This is a genomic window from Priestia sp. AB (genome assembly GCF_028369225.1).
GTDB lineage: Bacteria > Bacillota > Bacilli > Bacillales > Bacillaceae_H > Priestia > Priestia megaterium.
Genome location: NZ_JAQMYN010000005.1, coordinates 372,706 through 392,056 on the forward strand (window position 1 = coordinate 372,706; position 19,351 = coordinate 392,056).

16 protein-coding genes and 3 riboswitches are annotated in these 19,351 nt (G+C 39.3%); of the genes, 10 read left to right on the forward strand and 6 right to left on the reverse strand.

Annotated features, from left to right (window positions below; all coding sequences use genetic code 11):
* Positions 1–31 precede the first annotated feature (31 nt).
* Together POF52_RS17920 and POF52_RS17925 are read left to right on the forward strand one after the other, a co-directional pair.
* Positions 32–1,480 (forward strand): aldehyde dehydrogenase family protein, encoded by a 1,449-nt coding sequence (locus POF52_RS17920; protein WP_013081991.1) that lies wholly within the window; start codon positions 32–34, stop codon positions 1,478–1,480.
* A 91-nt stretch (positions 1,481–1,571) separates the two neighbouring features.
* On the forward strand, positions 1,572–2,435 hold the full coding sequence (locus POF52_RS17925; RefSeq protein WP_271993776.1) for a sugar phosphate isomerase/epimerase family protein: 864 nt from the start codon (positions 1,572–1,574) through the stop codon (positions 2,433–2,435).
* A gap of 252 nt (positions 2,436–2,687) precedes the next feature.
* Here POF52_RS17925 and atzF read toward each other — a convergent pair whose 3' ends face one another.
* The 5 genes from atzF to POF52_RS17950 form a co-directional block, all read right to left on the reverse strand.
* Positions 2,688–4,439: an allophanate hydrolase gene (atzF, locus tag POF52_RS17930; RefSeq protein WP_271993778.1), complete on the reverse strand. Its 1,752-nt coding sequence runs from the start codon at positions 4,437–4,439 to the stop codon at positions 2,688–2,690.
* A gap of 14 nt (positions 4,440–4,453) precedes the next feature.
* Positions 4,454–8,065, reverse strand: coding sequence for an urea carboxylase (gene uca, locus POF52_RS17935; RefSeq protein WP_271993780.1), 3,612 nt, complete (start codon positions 8,063–8,065; stop codon positions 4,454–4,456).
* Positions 8,066–8,081: 16 nt separating this feature from the next.
* Positions 8,082–8,735, reverse strand: a complete 654-nt coding sequence (locus tag POF52_RS17940; protein WP_271993782.1) for an urea amidolyase associated protein UAAP2 — start codon at positions 8,733–8,735, stop codon at positions 8,082–8,084.
* 20 nt (positions 8,736–8,755) lie between these two features.
* Positions 8,756–9,493: an urea amidolyase associated protein UAAP1 gene (locus POF52_RS17945; protein WP_013081996.1), complete on the reverse strand. Its 738-nt coding sequence runs from the start codon at positions 9,491–9,493 to the stop codon at positions 8,756–8,758.
* 47 nt (positions 9,494–9,540) lie between these two features.
* Positions 9,541–9,645, reverse strand: a riboswitch (guanidine-I (ykkC/yxkD leader).
* A gap of 124 nt (positions 9,646–9,769) precedes the next feature.
* On the reverse strand, positions 9,770–11,119 hold the full coding sequence (locus POF52_RS17950) for an APC family permease (RefSeq protein ID WP_176584969.1): 1,350 nt from the start codon (positions 11,117–11,119) through the stop codon (positions 9,770–9,772).
* 63 nt (positions 11,120–11,182) lie between these two features.
* A riboswitch (guanidine-I (ykkC/yxkD leader) is annotated at positions 11,183–11,285 on the reverse strand.
* Between the two features lie 195 nt (positions 11,286–11,480).
* Positions 11,481–11,582, forward strand: a riboswitch (purine riboswitch).
* Positions 11,583–12,087: 505 nt separating this feature from the next.
* Between POF52_RS17950 and POF52_RS17955 the strand changes: the two genes are divergently transcribed.
* Positions 12,088–13,416 carry an amidohydrolase family protein gene (locus tag POF52_RS17955; RefSeq protein ID WP_016763252.1) on the forward strand — a complete coding sequence of 443 codons (1,329 nt, stop codon included), beginning with the start codon at positions 12,088–12,090 and terminating at the stop codon, positions 13,414–13,416.
* 47 nt (positions 13,417–13,463) lie between these two features.
* On the opposite strand, the gene POF52_RS17960 is transcribed toward POF52_RS17955, so the two are convergent.
* Positions 13,464–13,661, reverse strand: a complete 198-nt coding sequence (locus POF52_RS17960; protein WP_013055689.1) for a cold-shock protein — start codon at positions 13,659–13,661, stop codon at positions 13,464–13,466.
* A 424-nt stretch (positions 13,662–14,085) separates the two neighbouring features.
* Here POF52_RS17960 and POF52_RS17965 point away from each other — a divergent pair, with 424 nt between their 5' ends.
* The 7 genes from POF52_RS17965 to POF52_RS17995 all read left to right on the forward strand — a co-directional run bounded on the left by POF52_RS17965 (position 14,086) and on the right by POF52_RS17995 (position 19,038).
* Positions 14,086–14,718, forward strand: a complete 633-nt coding sequence (locus POF52_RS17965) for an NAD(P)-dependent oxidoreductase (RefSeq protein WP_176584968.1) — start codon at positions 14,086–14,088, stop codon at positions 14,716–14,718.
* A gap of 171 nt (positions 14,719–14,889) precedes the next feature.
* Positions 14,890–15,876 carry a Gfo/Idh/MocA family protein gene (locus POF52_RS17970; RefSeq protein ID WP_034653985.1) on the forward strand — a complete coding sequence of 329 codons (987 nt, stop codon included), beginning with the start codon at positions 14,890–14,892 and terminating at the stop codon, positions 15,874–15,876.
* A gap of 612 nt (positions 15,877–16,488) precedes the next feature.
* On the forward strand, positions 16,489–17,031 hold the full coding sequence (locus POF52_RS17975; RefSeq protein ID WP_013082001.1) for a peroxiredoxin: 543 nt from the start codon (positions 16,489–16,491) through the stop codon (positions 17,029–17,031).
* Positions 17,032–17,150: 119 nt separating this feature from the next.
* Positions 17,151–17,594, forward strand: coding sequence for a TlpA family protein disulfide reductase (locus POF52_RS17980; RefSeq protein WP_013055693.1), 444 nt, complete (start codon positions 17,151–17,153; stop codon positions 17,592–17,594).
* 461 nt (positions 17,595–18,055) lie between these two features.
* Positions 18,056–18,667 (forward strand): sigma-70 family RNA polymerase sigma factor, encoded by a 612-nt coding sequence (locus POF52_RS17985; protein WP_271993789.1) that lies wholly within the window; start codon positions 18,056–18,058, stop codon positions 18,665–18,667.
* Entirely contained in the window at positions 18,660–18,806 is a 147-nt protein-coding gene (locus tag POF52_RS17990; RefSeq protein ID WP_013082003.1) for a YvrJ family protein, read from the forward strand. The genes POF52_RS17985 and POF52_RS17990 overlap by 8 nt, the downstream gene beginning before the upstream one ends.
* A gap of 4 nt (positions 18,807–18,810) precedes the next feature.
* Complete coding sequence (locus POF52_RS17995; RefSeq protein ID WP_013055697.1) at positions 18,811–19,038, forward strand: helix-turn-helix domain-containing protein; 228 nt, start codon at positions 18,811–18,813, stop codon at positions 19,036–19,038.
* Positions 19,039–19,351 lie beyond the last annotated feature (313 nt).

Here is a 19,351-nt window from a genome sequence, read left to right on the forward strand (position 1 = left end):
GTTTAATAAAAATGAAAAGTTGGTGCTAAACATGATAGAAACTATTCAAAAGAAATCACAGCCTTATATTAACGGTGGATGGATTATTGAAGATCGAGAAGTTGCTTTAATAAAAAACCCCTATTCTGGAGAAGTCATAGGTGAGCAGCTATTAGCGAATGAAGAAGATGTTGAAAAAGCATTAGCATCAGCCTATGAAGCAAAAAAACATGTCGCCGCCCTTTCTTCTTACCAGCGTTCTAAAATTTTAAAGAAAGCGGCTCTATTACTAGAACAAGAGAAAGAAAAATTCGCTCGACTTATTTCTTTAGAATTAGGAAAGCCTTTGAAAAATACGCTGGACGAAGTGGCCCGTTCAATCGAAACATTGGAACTGTCAGGGGAAGAAGCAAAAAGATTGATTGGTGAAACATTGCCTGGAGATGTTTCAGAACGTGGTGCACAAGCTATTGCATCTACTTTTCGAGTGCCCGTTGGTGTTGTAGCGGCTATCACACCGTTTAACGCTCCTTTAAATCTTGTATGCCATAAAATTGGGCCGGCTTTTGCTGCTGGGAATAGTGTGATTTTAAAGCCGTCTTCGCAAACAACTTTAATTGCAACAGAGCTCTTAAAGCTGCTGCTGCGGGCAGGATTTCCTAAAGATGCTGTAAATATGGTGCTTGGTCGAAGACAGGTTGCACAGCAAATTGTAAAAGATGATCGCGTGAACATTATTTCATTTACAGGTGGAACGGTAGCTAGTAAAAATATTTGTGAGCTAGCTGGAATGAAAAAAGTATTGCTAGAGCTAGGAGGAAATGCTGCAACGATCGTCCATAACGACGCAGATTTAAACCGTGCTGCGGCTATGTGTGCTAAAACCGGATTTAGCAATTCCGGTCAGAGCTGTATCTCTGTTCAGAGAATTTATGTACATCAATCCGTGGTCTCTGAGTTTACCAATCTTTTAAAAGAAGAGGTGCTGAAACTTAAAATCGGAGATCCCTTATTGCCTGATACGGATGTAGGGTGTGTAGTAGATGTCCATGCAGCTGAGCGAGTGACGAGCTGGATTGATGAGGCCGTACAGTCGGGGGCACAAGTGATATGCGGAGGAAAGCGCCGCGGAGCTACGGTGGAACCTACCGTTCTACTAAACCCTTCTAAAGAAAGTAAAGTTATTTGTGAAGAAGTATTTGGCCCTATTATTAGTATTGTGCCGTACGATACGATTGAAGAAGCTATTGAAGAGACAAATGATTCTGCTTTTGGTCTTCAAGCAGGGATTTTTACGAACAAAATGGATTTGGCTTATAAAGTAGCTCATTCTCTTGAAATGGGCGGTGTAGTTATTAATGGAACATCTAACTTTAGATTAGATCATTGGCCATATGGCGGAGTGAAAAACAGCGGTATTGGCAGAGAAGGTCCACGTTACGCCGTTGAAGAAATGACTGAAACGAAGATGATTGTATTAAGACTGCCTACAGAGAATTAAAATCAAATCAATATATAGGACGTTTATAAGCATATATCGTCATTTCGATTAGATCGATCTAATTAGTTTGGAAAAAGGAGGAATTTATAAAATGCCTAATCAATTTTCCCTTGCGTATCTTACTGTTCTTGGATGTTCCCCGCCTGAAATGACGTATATGGCTGCGAAGGCAGGATATGATTTTGTTAGTTTAAGGCCTATTTACATGGGGTTGCCTGGAGAGCCTAACTATGCGTTAGCTGAAAATAAGCAGCTGATGCGAGAAACAAAATCTGCTATGTCAGAAACAGGAGTGAAGCTTCTTGATATAGAGTTAGCACGTATCTATGAGGGAGTTAATCCAAAACGTTACTTACCTGCAATGGAAGCAGCTGCTGAACTTGGAGGACGTCACGTTCTTAGCAGCATTTGGACGGACGATCGCAATTTTGGTATCGAATGCTTTGCTGAACTCTGTGATCTAGCTAAGCCTTTTGGGTTAACCATTGAATTAGAATTTGTTCCTATTGGGAGCGTATACAACCTTAAAGGCGCAATGGATGTTCTTCATACGGCTAATCGTGAAAATGCAGGTCTTATGATTGATATCCACCATTTTCATCGATCAGGAGATAAGGTGGAAGATTTGGACGACGTGCCTCGTGAGTGGTTTCGCTATCTTCATCTTTGCAATGCTTCTGCGGAAATTCCGAGTTCGAAGGAGGAAATGACTCGAGTTCTTAGAGAAGAACGATTGTATTTAAATGAAGAAGGTATTGATGTTGCAAGTATTATTAATCGTATCCCGCAGGTTCCTTATTCCATAGAGTTGCCAAATGTAAAACGCGCCAACGAACTAGGATATGAAGAGTTTGCGCGCCAATGTTTACAAACTGCTAAACAATACTTAGATAAGCATCCGCGCAAGAAGTATGTTTCTCATCAAGATCAGCTGCGTTTCCATTCTACACGATAGGTATTCTGAAGAGCATTGTGCAGCTTACCTTTTAGGTTTATTTAATTGAAGTACCCCCACTTAGCAAGCTTAAAGTGGGGGTATTCTCTGTTAAAACGGTAAACGTAAGAATCAAGAATAAATATAAAAGTGTGACATCATACATTCACTTTGTCATAATTAATGCTAAGTTCTTATTTTTATATACAGTGAAGGTTTGATAAAAAAGAGCTGCTGAGAATGTACTCAACAGCTTAGTAAATAATCGATTTATTAGTAAGTTGAGAAAGCCCGCCAGCTTCTATAAGACGTAATATCCTCCGCATCTTCTGTCGCATGAGCTTCACAAAGAAAACCCGCTACTTCACTGCCGTCTTCAAGAGTGATTTTGCCTAGTCCGAGAGGAGAAGGGATAGAATCGGCAAAAGAGCCGAGTAGTGATAAAGGCATTTCCCAAAGTTCAACCTCAATTTTTTCTCCTTGTTGATGTGTTCGCAACAGCCCCGGTTTTGCTGGAGAAGTAGGCAGTTTAAAAAGCTGGTAATAAGGAGCGGTTTGGTCTTTTCGTACGAACGAAGCTCCGTGTTCACGCATTTGAGATTCAAGTGGAAACCCGCGCATATGCAAACCGCAAACAGCTACTAATGTTGTATCTTTTTTTGAATCAGCCGTTCGTTCCCCATTTAAAAACAATTCGCTGAGTCCGCAAATGAATTGTTCGCCGTCAAATGTAGAGAAAAATGAAATGCCAAACGGTAAATCAAGATCCGCATCTTGAGATGGAAGAGAGACAGCACACAAGTCGAGTAAGTTACAATGGTTTGTAAAACGCCCCATGTCACTGTTTGTTTCAATTGGATTTTCTCTTACTTGTTCCCGCGTCCACGTTCCGCCTGCTGTCGGCATAACAAGAACAGCATTTTTAAGTTGATGATATGCTTTATGTTTAAAGGATTGAAGCTTATGTGAAGCTTGAAATAAAGCAGCAGCATCATATTCTGATTTAGCTCCTGAACGAAGCACTTGCTCGGTTACAGGAAAGGCTGTTTCTTCATGAGAAGTGATAAATTCTCCTAAGTCAGCCCAGCGCTCTGCTACGTAAGGGCCGTCATATAATAAAGCAGCTGCTTTACTTAAATACGAGCCGTCAATGTATTTGATGGGAATAGATAAATCTTCAATCTTTTTCACAGCTTGTTTCCACGCTTTTTCGTACTGCTCAGCAAACGGCCCGTAAAACGAAAGCGGTTCTTTTACCATATAAATTTTTTCAGGAAGCGCCGAAGAAGCCCGAACAACGGAGCGTGACCATGGGTCTCGATCGTCTACTCCTCTAATAATGGAATCTACGAGCAGTACGTCACTCCATTCATGAGCAAAAGCAGTGACGCAGTCTAAGCTTTTACATGCCGGAACTACACCTGCAGATGACCAAGCTCCGAGGGAAGGTTTATAGCCGATTAGACGGTTTAAACCAGCTGGAACCCGCCCTGAACCTGCTGTATCGGTGCCTAAAGAAAAAGCAGCATGCCCCCGAGCTACGGATACAGCTGACCCTGAGCTCGATCCGCCGCTAATGAGCTCTGGCTTTAACGCATTGTGCGTTTCGCCATATGGGCTCCGTGTACCGACCAGTCCTGTAGCAAATTGGTCCAAGTTGGTCTTTCCAAGAGGAATAGCACCTGCATCGATAAGGTGTTGAATAACCGTAGCATGTTCAGAAGGGATATACGTATATTCTTTACATCCGGCTGTCGTCGGTACATGTGCTACATCGATATTATCTTTAATGGCGAATGGAATTCCCCACAAAGGCAACGCTTCAGGGCTTAGCGTAGCTAAGCGATCCAGATAAGGTTTTAACTCATCGAGTGTAGGAGGGGTAATCCAAATATTCATGTCTTTGTCAGCTTCTACACGCGTGAAAATTTGATGTACTACATCTTCCGGAGTTAATTCTTTTTTGATATACATATTACGTAACCATTGAACCGAAAATGTTTTAGGCAAGGTCACTGTTTTCATTGTATCCACCGTCCTTAATGAGTAATTGGAGCAAAGGCTTTTATACCGGCAATCAGCTGTCCAGCTTGTACTTCATCGCCGGGTTTTACATGAATCGAACTGATATATCCATCCATAGGTGCTAGCTGCGGAAACTCCATTTTCATGCTTTCTTCGATAATTAACGTATCGCCTTTTTCAACTTTTTGTCCTTCTTCTACAAGAACTTTCCATACGCTTCCCGGCATTGTACAGCGCGCGGCTTCCGTACCTTCGGGCAGTTCTTGTTCCATAATTTCAGCTGTTTCATGTTCAGAGACGTACTCAGCTAAACCAAGTGCTTTCCAATTTTCTCGTTCTGTTTGAAAAGCACCCTGCTGGGTATGACGAAAAGCAGCCGTGCTTTCTTCAATGGATGAAAGAAAATCTAAATATTCTCCAAGTTTAAACGTTGTCTCCGTAATATTTGCTTCAAATCTCCCACGAAGGAAATCTTCGCGCAGTTTTAAAAGCTCGTCTGCTTCTACTGGGTAAAATTGAATTTGATCAAAGAAACGAAGAAGCCACGGTTTTCCTGCTTCAAAACTTTCCGTTTGACGAAGTCGGTTCCACATTTGAATCGTGCGTCCCACAAATTGATAGCCGCCAGGACCTTCCATTCCGTATACGCACATATACGCACCGCCAATACCAACTGCATTTTCAGGCGTCCATGTACGGGCAGGATTATATTTCGTTGTAACTAAACGGTGACGAGGGTCTAGAGGTGTAGCAACAGGTGCGCCTAAATATACATCTCCAAGCCCCATTACAAGATAATTAGCGTCAAATACAATTCGTTTAACATCTTCAAGGTGGTCCAGACCGTTTACTCGGCGAATAAACTCTAGATTGCTTGGACACCAGGGTGCATCTGGACGAACGTTTTGCTGATAGCGTTCAATAGCTAATTGAGTCGCAGGATCATCCCATGAAAGTGGAAGTTTTACAATACGAGACGGAACTTCCATTTCTTCAAGCGGAGAAAGCGCGTGATCAATAGCAGAAATATGCTGACACAGTTCAAGAATAGAGATTTTTGCTGCATCAATATGAATTTGAAGAGAACGGATACCAGGCGTTAAATCTAGAACCGGCAAATCTTCACGCTTTTGAATAGCTTCCATTAAAGCATGTACTTGGAAGCGAAGCAGCAGATCAAGCTCCATTTCTCCATATTCCACAAGTATATTCGCATCTCCTGAGCAGCGGACGGAAAATGGGAAGCGTCTCTTTTTCGTTTCGTTAATCAGCAGCGGATAATCGCTTTTGAGCCGCTGTGCTACTGGATTTGTAAGTACAGGAAGTGATGCAGGTGTTCCGATATGCTGCAAAAAGTCTTCCTGAGTACATTTGAGTTTTTCAGCTTGTTCAAGGTCAATTAATTTAAACGAAATTTTATCTCCGGGATGAAGCTGTCCTATTTTCCAAAACTCTGCTGAAGCGGTGGTAACAGGGCAAACAAAGCCGCCAAGACTCGGACCGTCTGGGCCAAGTAAAATAGGCATATCTCCCGTTAAGTCTAAGGTGCCGATGGCATATGCGTTATCATGAATATTTGATGGATGCAAACCGGCTTCTCCTCCATCTTCACGGGTCCAAAAAGGAGTGGGGCCTATTAACCTCACGCCTGTTCTAGAACTGTTAAAATGAACTTCCCACTTTGTATCTGTTAGCTGCTGTAAATATTCTGGCTGTAAAAACTCTTCTGTACAATGAGGACCGGGAATTACCCCGATTGACCATTCTTTAGACATGGCTGGCTGATAGGGAAGGGCAAGTTCATTTTCAACGTGAGAGTAGTCAGAGACACGCAGTACATCTCCCGTACGCAGTGCTCTACCGCCGTGTCCCCCGAAGCTTCCTAGTGTAAAAGTAGAAGAGCTGCCTAATATTTTAGGCATATCAAGTCCGCCGCCAATCAGTAAATACGTACGCATTCCTTCGGTTGCTTCACTAAATGAAAGAATTTGTCCCGGCTTTGCTCTAATGGTCTTATACATAGGGATTTCAGCTTCGTCTAATGTAGCATGCATATTAGCACCCGTAATGCAAAAAGATAGATTGTCTCTAAATTTATAAGAGCCGCCTCGGAGAGTCATTTCAATCCCTGGTGCATCCGGGGAGTTTCCGAGAAGTTTATTTCCTATGCGAAAGGCAAAAGGATCCATTGGACCGCACGGAGGAACCCCTACGTTCCAGTGCCCGGTGCGTCCCGGATAATCTTGAACAGTGGACTGAACGCCTCCGTCTAAGACTTCGAGTGCTTGTTCGCTCGGATTATATGAGTTAAGCATTTGAGTATACACGTCGCCTGTTTTGCACGCTTTTTCTTCTAGCAGTCTCTGCAAGTATTGAAGATTAGTAGTAACGCCGTATAATCTTGTTTCTTTTAAAGCAGCGCTCAATTTTAGAAGGGCTTCTTCTCGTGTTTTTCCATGAACGATAATTTTAGCCAGCATAGGATCATAAAGTGATGTTACAGTAATCCCGTCTCGTACCCACGTTTCAACTCGAGCACTTTTAGAGAACATTGCTTGGTCGATTTGCCCGCCGCTGGGACGAAAATCATTTAAGCAATCTTCTGCATAAATACGAGCTTGGATACTGTGACCTGAAGGCACAGGAAGCAAAGAAGGAAGGTTTACTAGCTCATCGCATGCTTCTTTAAGCATCCATTCTACTAAATCAACGTTTAACACTTCTTCTGTAACGCCGTGCTCTACTTGAAGGCGAGTATTTACTTCTAAAAAATAAAATTTCTCCGCTTCGGCGTCATAAAGAAACTCTACCGTTCCTGCGCTTCGATATCCGACTTCTTTAGCTAGTCGCGTAGCTGCTTGCAGCATATTTTCCCGTATATATGAAGGGAAGTTTGGAGCTGGGCTTTCTTCAATTACTTTTTGATTTCTTCGCTGAATAGAGCAGTCGCGTTCTCCTAAAGCCACTACTTCTCCAAAAGAATTCCCGAAGATTTGAACTTCTACATGGCGAGCTTTTTGAATGTATTTCTCTAAAAAAACACCGCTGTTTTTAAAGTTTGTTTGTGCTAAATGGCAAACTGAGTCAAAAGCTGTTTGAAGCGCTTTTTCATCTTGGCAAACACGCATTCCAATTCCGCCGCCGCCAGCCGTACTTTTTAACATAACGGGATAGCCAATCTCTTCAGCAGCACATACAGCTTCTGATACATCTGTAATAAGAGGTGTACCGGGCAGCAAAGGCACATCGGCTTTTTGCGCAATTTCCCGAGCTGAATGTTTTAATCCGAATATTTCCATTTGCTGAGGTGTAGGACCAATAAATACAATTCCTTCAGCCTGACAGCGACGAGCAAATTCCGCGTTTTCGCTTAAAAAACCGTAGCCTGGATGAATAGCTTCCGCGCCTGTTTTCTTTGCAATATCTAGAATAAGGTCTTCGTTCAAATAACTTTCTTTGACCGGGCCGCTGCCAATTAAAATGGCTTCATCTGTTTCATCAACGTGCAGGCTGTCTTGATCAGCTTCTGTATAAACAGCTACAGATTCCACTCCTAAATGTCGTAATGTTCGCTCAATTCTAACGGCAATTGCTCCTCGGTTCGCAATTAATACTTTTGTAAACATAGATGAACACTCCTTTTTATAATGAATTCCAAATAACTAAGCGAATAGGGGTAGGGTTATAATCGTTGCACGGGTTGTTAAGCTGAGGGCAGTTGCTGATCAATACAAGTGTAGGATTGATAGCTTCCATTTCTACATAGTATCCAGGGGCAGATACCCCGTCATTAAACGTTAATCCGCCGCTTGGGGTCACAGGGACATTCATAAAAAAGTTTACGTTTGGTGCTAAATCTCTTTTGGTGTAGCGGCTATCATATTTTGATAGCTGCAGCATAAATGTATCTCGGCAGTTATGCATCGGAAGCGTGTCATGTGCATAACGTACGGTGTTGCTTTGTGCCGAACAAGCTCCGCCTAAGGTGTCGTGGCGTCCGCACGTGTCAGCAACAATTTTAACTAGTTCTTTGCCAGATTGAGAAAGCAGCACTGTGCCGGTGGATAAATAAATGTTTCCTTGATTAGCAATCGTAGATACTGCACTGTAATGATCTTCTAGGTTTTCAGCATCAAAGAATAAAGTATCCGCTGCTTGATTGCCTTCTACATCTATTATTCTAAGAGTTTGGCCTGGTTTAAGTTCGTGCATCCAGCCGTCCCCAGCCAGTACCGTTTCATCATAAATTGCGTTCTCTATTTTCCTGTTGCTTTCCACTCGATTAAATACAGCCATTATAGAAGCCTCCTTCATTTTTAAATCCTTGATAATGTTTTATTTCCAAGCAATAGGTCATAAGACCATGTGTTTTCAAACGCTCGTTTATTTTCAGGTCTAAAATTTAAACAGTAGTCATCTGAGCTTACAGGAGCTGCTTCATCTACGGTTATTTCAATTGGAACAGAAGGATACGTTCCGCTCGGGTCTAAAGGGTTAGGTGTATTAGACAGTAGAAAGAGCAAATTCATTTCTGTTCTAAGCGTAATAAAATCTCCTTTTTTACAATGAGAAGAAACAAAATTCATATTGCCTTCTTCGTCGCAGTATACTTTTGAAAATAAGTTAAGATTAGGGACTAAATCCCGTGTTGTTAAACCGTTGCGCAAAAGCTCCATTGAGAAGTTTTCTTCGCCATTCCTTCTCCATTCATTTCGGGATTCTTGATAAGTAGATACACCGTATTTTTGATGAGTTAAGCTGCGCGTAATGTAGCCTGAAATGGTATCATGCCAGCCGGTGGTATCAGCAGTGATGCTTGCAAATGCTCTGCCGTTGTCACTCATCAGAACGTGTCCTTTTGTTAAGTGAGCAGTGTGCTGAGCTTTTAAGGTATCGGGCATGTTGTATCGTTCTGTTAAATCATAAGCGTTGTATAATAGTAGGGATACATTTGCACCGGATTCTTGTGCAGTAAACGTCACTGATTTTCCTCTTCCAATTCGGCCTGACCATTTTCCACCAGCCGGGATTGTTTGCTTCCAGATAGAACTCATAAAATAACCTCCTTAGAATAAAAAAAAGATAAAAGCCTGGGAGAGTAGTCTCCCAGGCTTTTATCCTTCCGTGTTATACAGCGTAGCGCTATATCGCTCTCTCTCGGACCAGTCTTTAACATATGTTAAACGGAACCCTAGACAGCTTTTTTGTTCTTAACGGCTGTAAGAACCTTTATCCATTTGTGGCTTTCGATTAATCGTAGTATAGTATGAGTGAAAATGAGTTGACAAGCAGTTTGTTAGAATACCTGACACAAAAACTGATTTTTCAGTTTATTTTTCAGGGACCGTCACTTTTGAATGATCTCTCTTTACAAAAGGAGCCGACAGTCGAGATTTTACAAATAAATAGAGAAATCCAACAGTAAGCCAGGCGACACCAATCAAAAGAGTATCTTTGTTTAACAGTGTGAGCAGCCATCCGATAAATGCCGCTCCGATCAAAGGGAAGATTAAATAGAGTATTGTTTCAGTAAACGACCGTTTCTTTAACTTAATATAAAAATGGGCAATGACTGATACATTCACAAATGTAAAAGCGGTTAAGGCACCGAAACTGACAAAAGTGACCGCTGTGTTTAAATCAATGAACATTCCCAAAAACGAAAAAGCGGTAACAAGCAAGATATTCACCACGGGCGTTTTAAACGTTGGATGAATATATGAAAATACCTTTTGAGGCAGTACGGATTCACGGCCTAAAGCATATAAAAAGCGAGTAACGCTTGTGACTGAAGAAACTCCTTGAGTAAAGGTTGCAATAATTAATACTGTAATAAATAGACTGCTTAAAAGATTTCCACCCACTAATTTTACAAGGGTGTAGGCTGCATTATCAGGGTTAGTAAACGTGAATCCCGGATAGGCAATCTGTGTAAAATACGAGATAGCGATGTACATAACAGCTGCGATGCAAACAATAAGAAAAATGGCTTTTGGAATTGTCTTTTCCGGTTGAATCGTTTCTTCCGCCATTGTTGTAACTGCATCAAATCCTAAAAAGCAAAAGCAAATGAGCGCAGCTCCAGAAAAAATAGTCGTAAACGGTACATCTGAAGCCAAAAAAGGATGAAGTGAAAAAAGAGTAGAAGAACTAGCTTGACCTGTTGCAATATCTTTGATGATAAATAAACAAAACAAACTTATAAAGAGAATCTGAACTACAACAGAGATGCCGCTTATACGAGCTACAGATTTAATACCAACAATATTGACTAAAGCTAAGATAATGTTCATGACGATGACCCATACGTATACAGGAATAGAAGGGAATTCCGTATGCATAAAAATACCAAATGTTAAAATAGCGATAATAGGGGAAAAAATATAGTCTAAAAGAAGTGCCCAGCCTACTAAAAACCCAAGGCGAGGATGTATAGCTTTTTTCGTATACGTATAAGCAGATCCCGCTATCGGATATGCTTTTACCATTCGGCTGTAGCTATATGCGGTAAAAAAGATAGCTAAAAAAGCGATTAAATAAGCAAGGACCATTTGCCCTCCAGCCGCATCGTAGGCTACTCCGTAAACTGTAAAGAAAATCATCGGAGTCATCCAGGCAAGACCCAAAAACACAATTTGATACACCTTTAGCGATTTACTTAACGCTGGTTGGTTGTTCATATAAATCCCTTCTTTCCTCTATTTTATAGTAGTAAAAAAGAAAAGCCTGGGAGAATGATGTCATTCTCCCAGGCTTTTATCCCTCCGTGTATACGGAACCATTCCGTACGCTCTCTCTCGGACCAGCCTTTAACATGTGTTAAACGGAACCCTAGATCGCTTTTTTGTCTTCAACAGAGTGAAGACTTTTATGGGTAATGTAAGTAGTTCGAAGTATAAGCAGGATTATAGGAAGATGCAACTACTGTGTTAGATAGTTTAACAAACTTTTGTAAAAGGCGAACTATATATAATTTTATTAAAAAGATTATTCGTTTATAGTTGACTTACAGAAAGACCTATAGTATATTTGTAGATAAGAAAAAGCTAAATACGGTTCACTCATATATGTTTGAGAATATGGCTCAGACGTTTCTACCTTATCACCGTAAATGATAGGACTATGAGTAAAAAGTGAATCTAGGTTCCCATTTTTACGTTAGTAGAAAGTTTGGTCCAAGCGATTCACATATTCATTTTTGAAAAGAAGTGGATATGACACCGAAGGGATAAAAGCCCAGGCGGGTAGGTTTTTGCTCATTGTATTTGAGAGACCTGCCTTTGTTTGGGCTTTTTCTTATGTGTCTATTTACAGTATGAGCGAGTGATGGAAGTTTCTTGTTTGTATCTGCATTGCTTTCTGGGGAGAATAGCGATGCAAAGCATGAAATCACTCACTGAAACTTTATCTGTAAGCCCTCATTTAACCATGGGAAGTACATTCTATCTATTTTCTAGCATTTTTTCTTTGATGAGCAGCGTGGGGACGCTGCTCCTTTTTTTGTTCTTGCTTTTTTCTCTGTAAATAAAGGTCTTTAAAGAGAAGGTGATTTGCGGAATTTGGCGAATTAATGCTTTAAACAATAAATGATAGAGAAGATAAAGCGGTCTATGAAAAATGAAGAAGTTGAAAAATTGAGGAGGGAATTATGTTGCTTCACTTAATTAATGTTCGTTTGCCAATTATGCACGACCACGCTCTTTTTGAAGTGAAAATTTCAAATGGAATGTATACTTCTATCGTTTTACAAAACGGTTATCTTGAAGGTGACGAGTTTTTTCCGCTGCACGCGGCCGTGTTAGGAAAAGAAACGTCACTTGATGCACAGGGTCGTGTGCTATTACCAGGATTTGTAGATATGCATATGCATTTAGACAAAGCTCATTCGCTTCCTCAAGTGCCCAATATATCTGGAACTCTTCAAGAAGCCATTAAAAATTACAGCAGCAGCCTGCCGGCATTTCCAGAAGAAGAAATTAAGCAGCGAATGTTAAAAACTGCTTTGCAGGCATTGGCTAACGGTACGACTACGATTCGAACGCATATTGATTTTGACTGCAGCATGGAAGAAGATAGTTTATTTCGAAGTTTACAAGCGGCTGTCGAAGTGAGAGATGAATTAAGCCCGTATATGGACGTGCAGGTTGTTCCGCTATTTTCTAACCTAGACATTGATGATATGCATAAGATGAATAAAATTGAACGAGCATTCGACCTTGAAATTGATGCGATTGGAGGCTGTCCTCATTTAGCTAGAAATCCAGAAAAAGAGATTGATGCTCTATTTTCGCTGGCTCAAGCCTATAATAAACCTCTTGACTTACATGTGGATGAAAGCGATGATCCGTCTGTTGATACAATAATTAATATTGCTCATAGAACAATTGAATTAAATATGGAAGGAAAAGTGGTAGTGGGGCATCTTTGCTCGCTTGCAGGAATGACTGATGCAAAAGTGAAAGAAATCTTAAACCTTTTAAAACAGGCGAAAATTGGAGTTGTCACATTACCTGCTTCTAATTTATATTTACAGGGAAGAGAAGATAAAGGAATTGTAAGACGAGGCGTAACGCGTATTCGCGACATACAAAAAGCAGCGATTCCAATTGCTACTGCATCTGATAACGTGAACGACCCCTTTCATCCGTTTGGAAAAGCAGACTTGCTGCAAGTAGGGTTACTAACTGCCTATGCTGCACATATGGGAAGTCCGGATGATCAGCGGCAGTTGCTCCGAATGATTACAAGTATACCAGCCCGGCTGATTGGAAAAGAAAAGTATGGAGTGGAAGAAGGAAACGAAGCAAACTTTGTTCTATTAAATGTGCAGTCTGTACAGGAAATATGGACTGAACTTCCCGAAACTCGCTTTGTTTTCAACAAGCATCGCTGGCTTAGCGTAAAAGAGACGCATCAGCGGCTCGCTGATACGAACTTGACTAACCTTTGGCAGGAAAATCAAATTTTAATTGGTTAAATAGACATAAAAAGAAGCTGTCACATTAGTGACAGCTTCTTAATCAATTACTTTTGAACGTTAGCAGCTTGTGGTCCACGAGCTCCATCTTCGATTTCAAATGTAACTTCTTGACCTTCTTCAAGTGATTTGAAACCTTCGCCTTGGATAGCTGAGAAGTGTACGAATACGTCGTCTTGTCCTTCTACTTCGATGAATCCAAAACCTTTTTCTGCATTAAACCATTTTACTTTACCTTGTACCATTGTAGTACCTCCTGTGTGGAAAATCCACGAATATATTACTATCTCTGCTCAATTTCAATAAGAATCACTTTAAAGAAAGTCTTTCTATTTGTTAACACCGAACAAGAAATAATATACCTAGTATAACACTTTTTTATAAAAAAGAAACCTTTTTTCATAAAAAAGTACTCTAAGATAAAAATAAGTTGAAAATATGGATATATTTTGAAATGGTAAATGAGCTATCGTTTTGTGGATTTTTAGCAATCACTAAAATCTTTCATCTCCTAAAAAAAATGAATAGCGAGGTTGACAAATCGAGTAACGTGTAACTATAATGGTTACAGATAGCTGAGAAGAATTAGCAGTGCTATAAAAACCTCAAATTTTTTTGTGTTATATGTAACCGTTATGGTTACAACTAAAATAAAAGGAGAGAATAAAAATGAAAATTGGTGTTATTGGAGCAACAGGAAAAGCAGGTCAATTAATTATGGAAGAAGCAAAACAGAGAGGACATGAAGTAACAGCCGTTGTTCGAAATGCTTCTAAACTAAAAAATCAAACAAACGTAATTGAAAAAGATATTTTTGCCATTACTTCAAAAGATATTGAACAGTTCGATGCTGTGGTAGATGCATTTAATGCACCTCCTGGAAGCGAACAGCTCCACGTTGAGTCTATACAATCACTTATTAAGGTATTTCAAGGTGTTCAAACGCGACTCGCAGTAGTGGGCGGAGCGGGAAGTTTATTTGTAGATTCAGAAAAAACAACGCCTTTAATGAGCACAGAAGGTTTTCCAGCAGCTTATTATCCAACGGCTTCAAACATGGGGAAAGGTTTAAAAGAACTTGAAAAGTCGACTATAAATTGGACTTATTTAAGCCCAGCAGCCTTTTTTGATGCAGAAGGTGCTCGCACGGGAGCCTATCAATTAGGAAAAGATCATGTGATCACAAATAGTCAAAATGAAAGCTATATTAGCTATGCTGATTACGCGATTGCTTTAATAGATGAATTAGAGAATGAAAACCATATGAATGAACGCTTTGCTGTAGTGGGTGAAAAAGCATAAGCTTACGTTTGATTCATATTGAAAAACAGCTTGCATTTGATGTAAGCTGTTTTTTTATGGAACAAAATAGATATAAAGCGATGAAAACCGATATAGATTTTTTATTATTTCTTCGTTTTTCTTTTCAAAAACGATACAATACAACATAGATGATAAAAAGGAGATGAAAAGATGATTCGTTTTGGCGTAATAGGAACAAACTGGATAACAGATCGACTGTTAGAATCAGCCCAGTATGTAGACGACTTTCAGCTTGCAGCTGTTTATTCTCGAACCATTGAAAAAGCAGAAGAATTTGCAGGTAAATATGATATTCCTCATATATTTACTGATTTAGAGGAAATGGCAGCGAGTGCTGAAATTGATGCAGTGTATATTGCTACTCCAAATGCTTATCATGCGGAACAAGCTATCTTATTTTTGAAAAATAACAAGCATGTACTGTGTGAAAAACCGCTCGCAGCCAATGCAGCAGAAGTAACCCGCATGATTCAAACAGCCAAAAATCACAAGGTGTTACTAATGGAAGCGATGAAATCAACCCTTCTTCCTAACTTCAAAGTGATTCAAGAGAACTTACATAAAATTGGTCCAATTCGGAAATACGTTGCATCTTACTGTCAGTATTCTTCTCGTTATGATAAATATAAAGAAGGTATCGTGCTTAATGCCTTTAAGCCTGAGCTTGCCAACGGTTCACTGATGGATTTAGGTGTATATTGTCTTTATCCTCTGATTACGTTGTTTGGAGGGCCTCATAAAATAAAGGCAACGGCGTTTATGCTAGAATCTGGAGTAGATGGAGAAGGGTCAGTTGCTTTCGAGTACGAAGATCGCGACGCGGTTATCATGTATTCTAAAATTACAAATTCGCATTTGCCAAGTGAAATTCAAGGAGAAAAAGGCAGTATGGTTATTGACAAAATACATACCGCTGAAAAGGTAGAAATTCGATACAATGACGGACGGGTAGAAGAGTTAACGGTCGATCAGCCTTATCCTGCTATGTACTATGAAATAAATGAATTCGTAGAGCTGTTAAAGCAAGGAAAGATGGAATCGGACACAAATTCTTATGAGAATTCATATTTAACAATGCACGTGATGGATAAAGTGCGAGAGCAAATCGGTCTTGTATATCCAAATGACAATAAATAAATAACAGAGGCTGGGCAAAAGTAGTTTAGTTGAAGAAAGATCCGAACGAGTTTGATTCTTGATGGAGAATCAAGCTCGTTCGGATTTTTTTATTGATAGGGTAAAAGTAGGTTTCATGTATGAAGTTGCTTCTAGCTGTTGCACGGAAATCAACAGCGGTGTAACCCGTCATCCATACTAGATCATTTTCTAATTTGTTCGTCTCTAAATTAGATTGAGATAGTTATGTCTCATTCTCTTTTATTGTGGTTATAAAGAGCATAATTGAGATTCGAAATCTTGCTGCAGCACATTTTAAAAGCAAATATGTTGAAACAAGGGAAGTTTTTTAGTATCTTCTATCTTTATTCATCCCTGCATACATAAGATTAATCAAAGGAAAGAATAAAAAGAGCGGAAAATATTCGATAATTAATCCTAGATTAAAATGATTATAAAAAAGTATTGACTATAATAATAGCTCGTGTATAATAAAGAATGTAATCAATAGTCATTACTAGTTTATAATGATACTAATAATCGTTATCAAATAGAGGGAGTCATTGATTGCATTAAAAATAATACATACAAGCATAAGCTTGTGAAATACATCGTACAAGGAGAGGTTTTGACATGGCAGAACGTATGGTAGGAAAACAAGCACCACGCTTCGAAATGGAAGCTGTACTTGCAAATAAGGAATTTGGAAAAGTAAGTTTAGAAGAAAATATGAAAAACGGTAAATGGACAGTATTGTTCTTCTATCCAATGGACTTTACATTCGTATGTCCAACAGAAATTACAGCTCTATCAGATCGCTACGAAGAGTTTGAAGATCTAGATGCTGAAGTTGTAGGTGTTTCTACAGATACAATTCATACTCACTTAGCTTGGATTAACACAGATCGTAAAGATAATGGACTTGGAGATTTGAATTATCCATTAGCTGCAGATCCAACTCACGCAGTAGCACGTGATTACGGCGTGTTAATTGAAGAAGAAGGCGTAGCGCTTCGCGGGTTGTTTATTATTAACCCAGAAGGTGAATTGCAATACGCAGTTGTAAACCATAACAACATCGGCCGCAGCGTAGAAGAAACATTACGTGTACTTCAAGCCCTTCAAACTGGCGGACTTTGCCCAGCTAACTGGAAACCAGGTCAAAAAACACTTTAATAAATAGCGGCGGAGTAGAGGAGAAATTCCTCTACTGCTGCCATTAAAATAGAAAAGATAGTTTTCTAACTATAAAAGACGGAATATTCAGTTTTATAAATGATGAGGAGGATTTTAAAATGAAATTACGTGAACAAATGCCTGAATTAACTGGAGCAACATCTTGGATTAACGACGAAGTAACAAAGGAAGACTTAGTAGGTGATAAAGCAACGCTTATCCACTTTTGGTCAGTAAGCTGCCATTTATGTAAAGAAGCAATGCCTGAAGTTAATGATCTTCGTGATGAGTATGATGATCAATTGAATGTTGTAGCAGTTCATATGCCTCGTTCGGAAGATGACTTAGATATGGGTGTTATTGAGGCAATGGCAATGGGACACGATATTACTCAGCCAATTTACGTAGACAGTGAGCATAAGTTAACAGACGCTTTTGAAAATAAATATGTACCAGCATATTATGTATTTGATAAAGAAGGTCAGCTTCGTCATTTCCAAGCGGGTGGAAATGGAATGCCGATGCTTCGCAAACGTATTAACCGCGTTTTAGGCGAAGAATAATCTCTACATGAAGAAGAAATAAAAAGGCCGGGATAAAAATATTTTAGCCGAAGTGAAAAACGAACCACTAATCAAAATATTTGATTAGTGGTTCGTTTTTTTGGTTGTGATGAACATAGATTTTATCTGTTTCGTTCCTTCTAGCAGTTGATTGGAGGGCAAGGCGAAGACTCCGCTTTTCCCCCAGGAGTCTTGCACGGAAATCAACGGCTGTGTCGCAAGCGGATCAGCTCATGTATCTTATTTGTTCGTCTTTAAATTGGATTCATTTCGTTATGTCTCAATCTCTTTTTTATTTTTTACTGAGTCGTTTTGATTATTAATGAGCAATTCATCATATTGACATAAAAAACCTCATATAGTTAAATTTATATAAGAACAAACGTTCGTTTTCGGTGTTGTTATTTTACTCTTTTCTCCCTTTTTAATAAGTATAAGAAAAAAAGGAGGAGATTTGCACAATGACTCAGTTCTATTCGCAGCAAGAAAAGCGGCACGACAAAGAATGTACCTTTCATACATTTCTTACAAACCACAGCGCAACTCTTCAGACTCATATAATGAATACATTTTTGACACCAGAACGCTATGAGCGATTACAAAAAGCGGTTGTTAAACATGATACAAAAGAACAAAGACTTCTAAACAAAGAATTTCATCAGTTTTATAGCGAAGTTAGATTGCTTCATTATATTAACAAGCTTTGCAGACATTATTCCAGAGATGTTATGCGTGTCAAAGAAAAAGAGCGTTCTTATATTCCTCTTCGCCTGCAGCAGCCGGCTGCGCTAGATGGAAATCGAACAGTGGAAGATATGCTAGGAGTACAGGACGGGGCTGTATGGGAGCATGAATTTTTAGGAAATCAACTTGAAAATCGTATTCTTCATCATGCATTTCGCCAATTAACGGCCAAGCAGCAGTGTATGCTGCACTTGATTATTGTCGAACGCTGGACTCATAAAGAAATCGCTGCTTATTTTTCTATTTCTCAGCAAGCGGTTTCTAATCATTATCAGCGTGCGCTAAGCAAGTTGAAAAAAATTATGAAGGTGAGTGATAGATATGTTTGATCCTCAGTGGCTTCAACTTGTTGGAAACGTAGGATTTCCCGCTGTCCTTTCTTTTTATTTATTACTGCGTGTAGAAAACAATATAAAGCGACTTGAAGAAAAAGTGGAGAAATTAACAACTGACTTAAGAAAGAAGTGAGGAAATGGAAACTCTATATGAGCTTGTAAATAAAGTGAAAGCTGGAGATGAAGAGGCGTCAAGGCGTTTATTAAAAAAGCTGGAACCAAAACTAAATAAAGCTGTTCAAAGCTTTTCGCTGCATGAGAGAGAAGACGTAAAGCAAGATTTAAAGATTAAAATTCTTTCCGCTGTTAAGACGTTTGATTTTTCCAAAACGCCAGGACTTTGGGAATTTTTACGTCATAAATAAAAAAGAGCGCTCGTTGTATTGACGCTCTTTTTTATTTATGCTGAAGTTCGACTACTTACCTTATGAAAATACAAAAAAAAGAAAATGGATAAATATTTAAAAAAAGGTAAAAGATGATGTGTACAAATAGAGTTTAGTAGTATACTAACAAGTAGAATTTCTTGTATAAAAGGAAGATAACCACTCTTTATATAGAGAGGATTGTCGGCAACGAATAGAGGATAGAAGAGTTTTATTTATAGAAGAGTTTTATTTAATGAAGGAAAAAATCGTAATGCTGTTTTATAAATCGAACAGTACGATTTATAAAAAG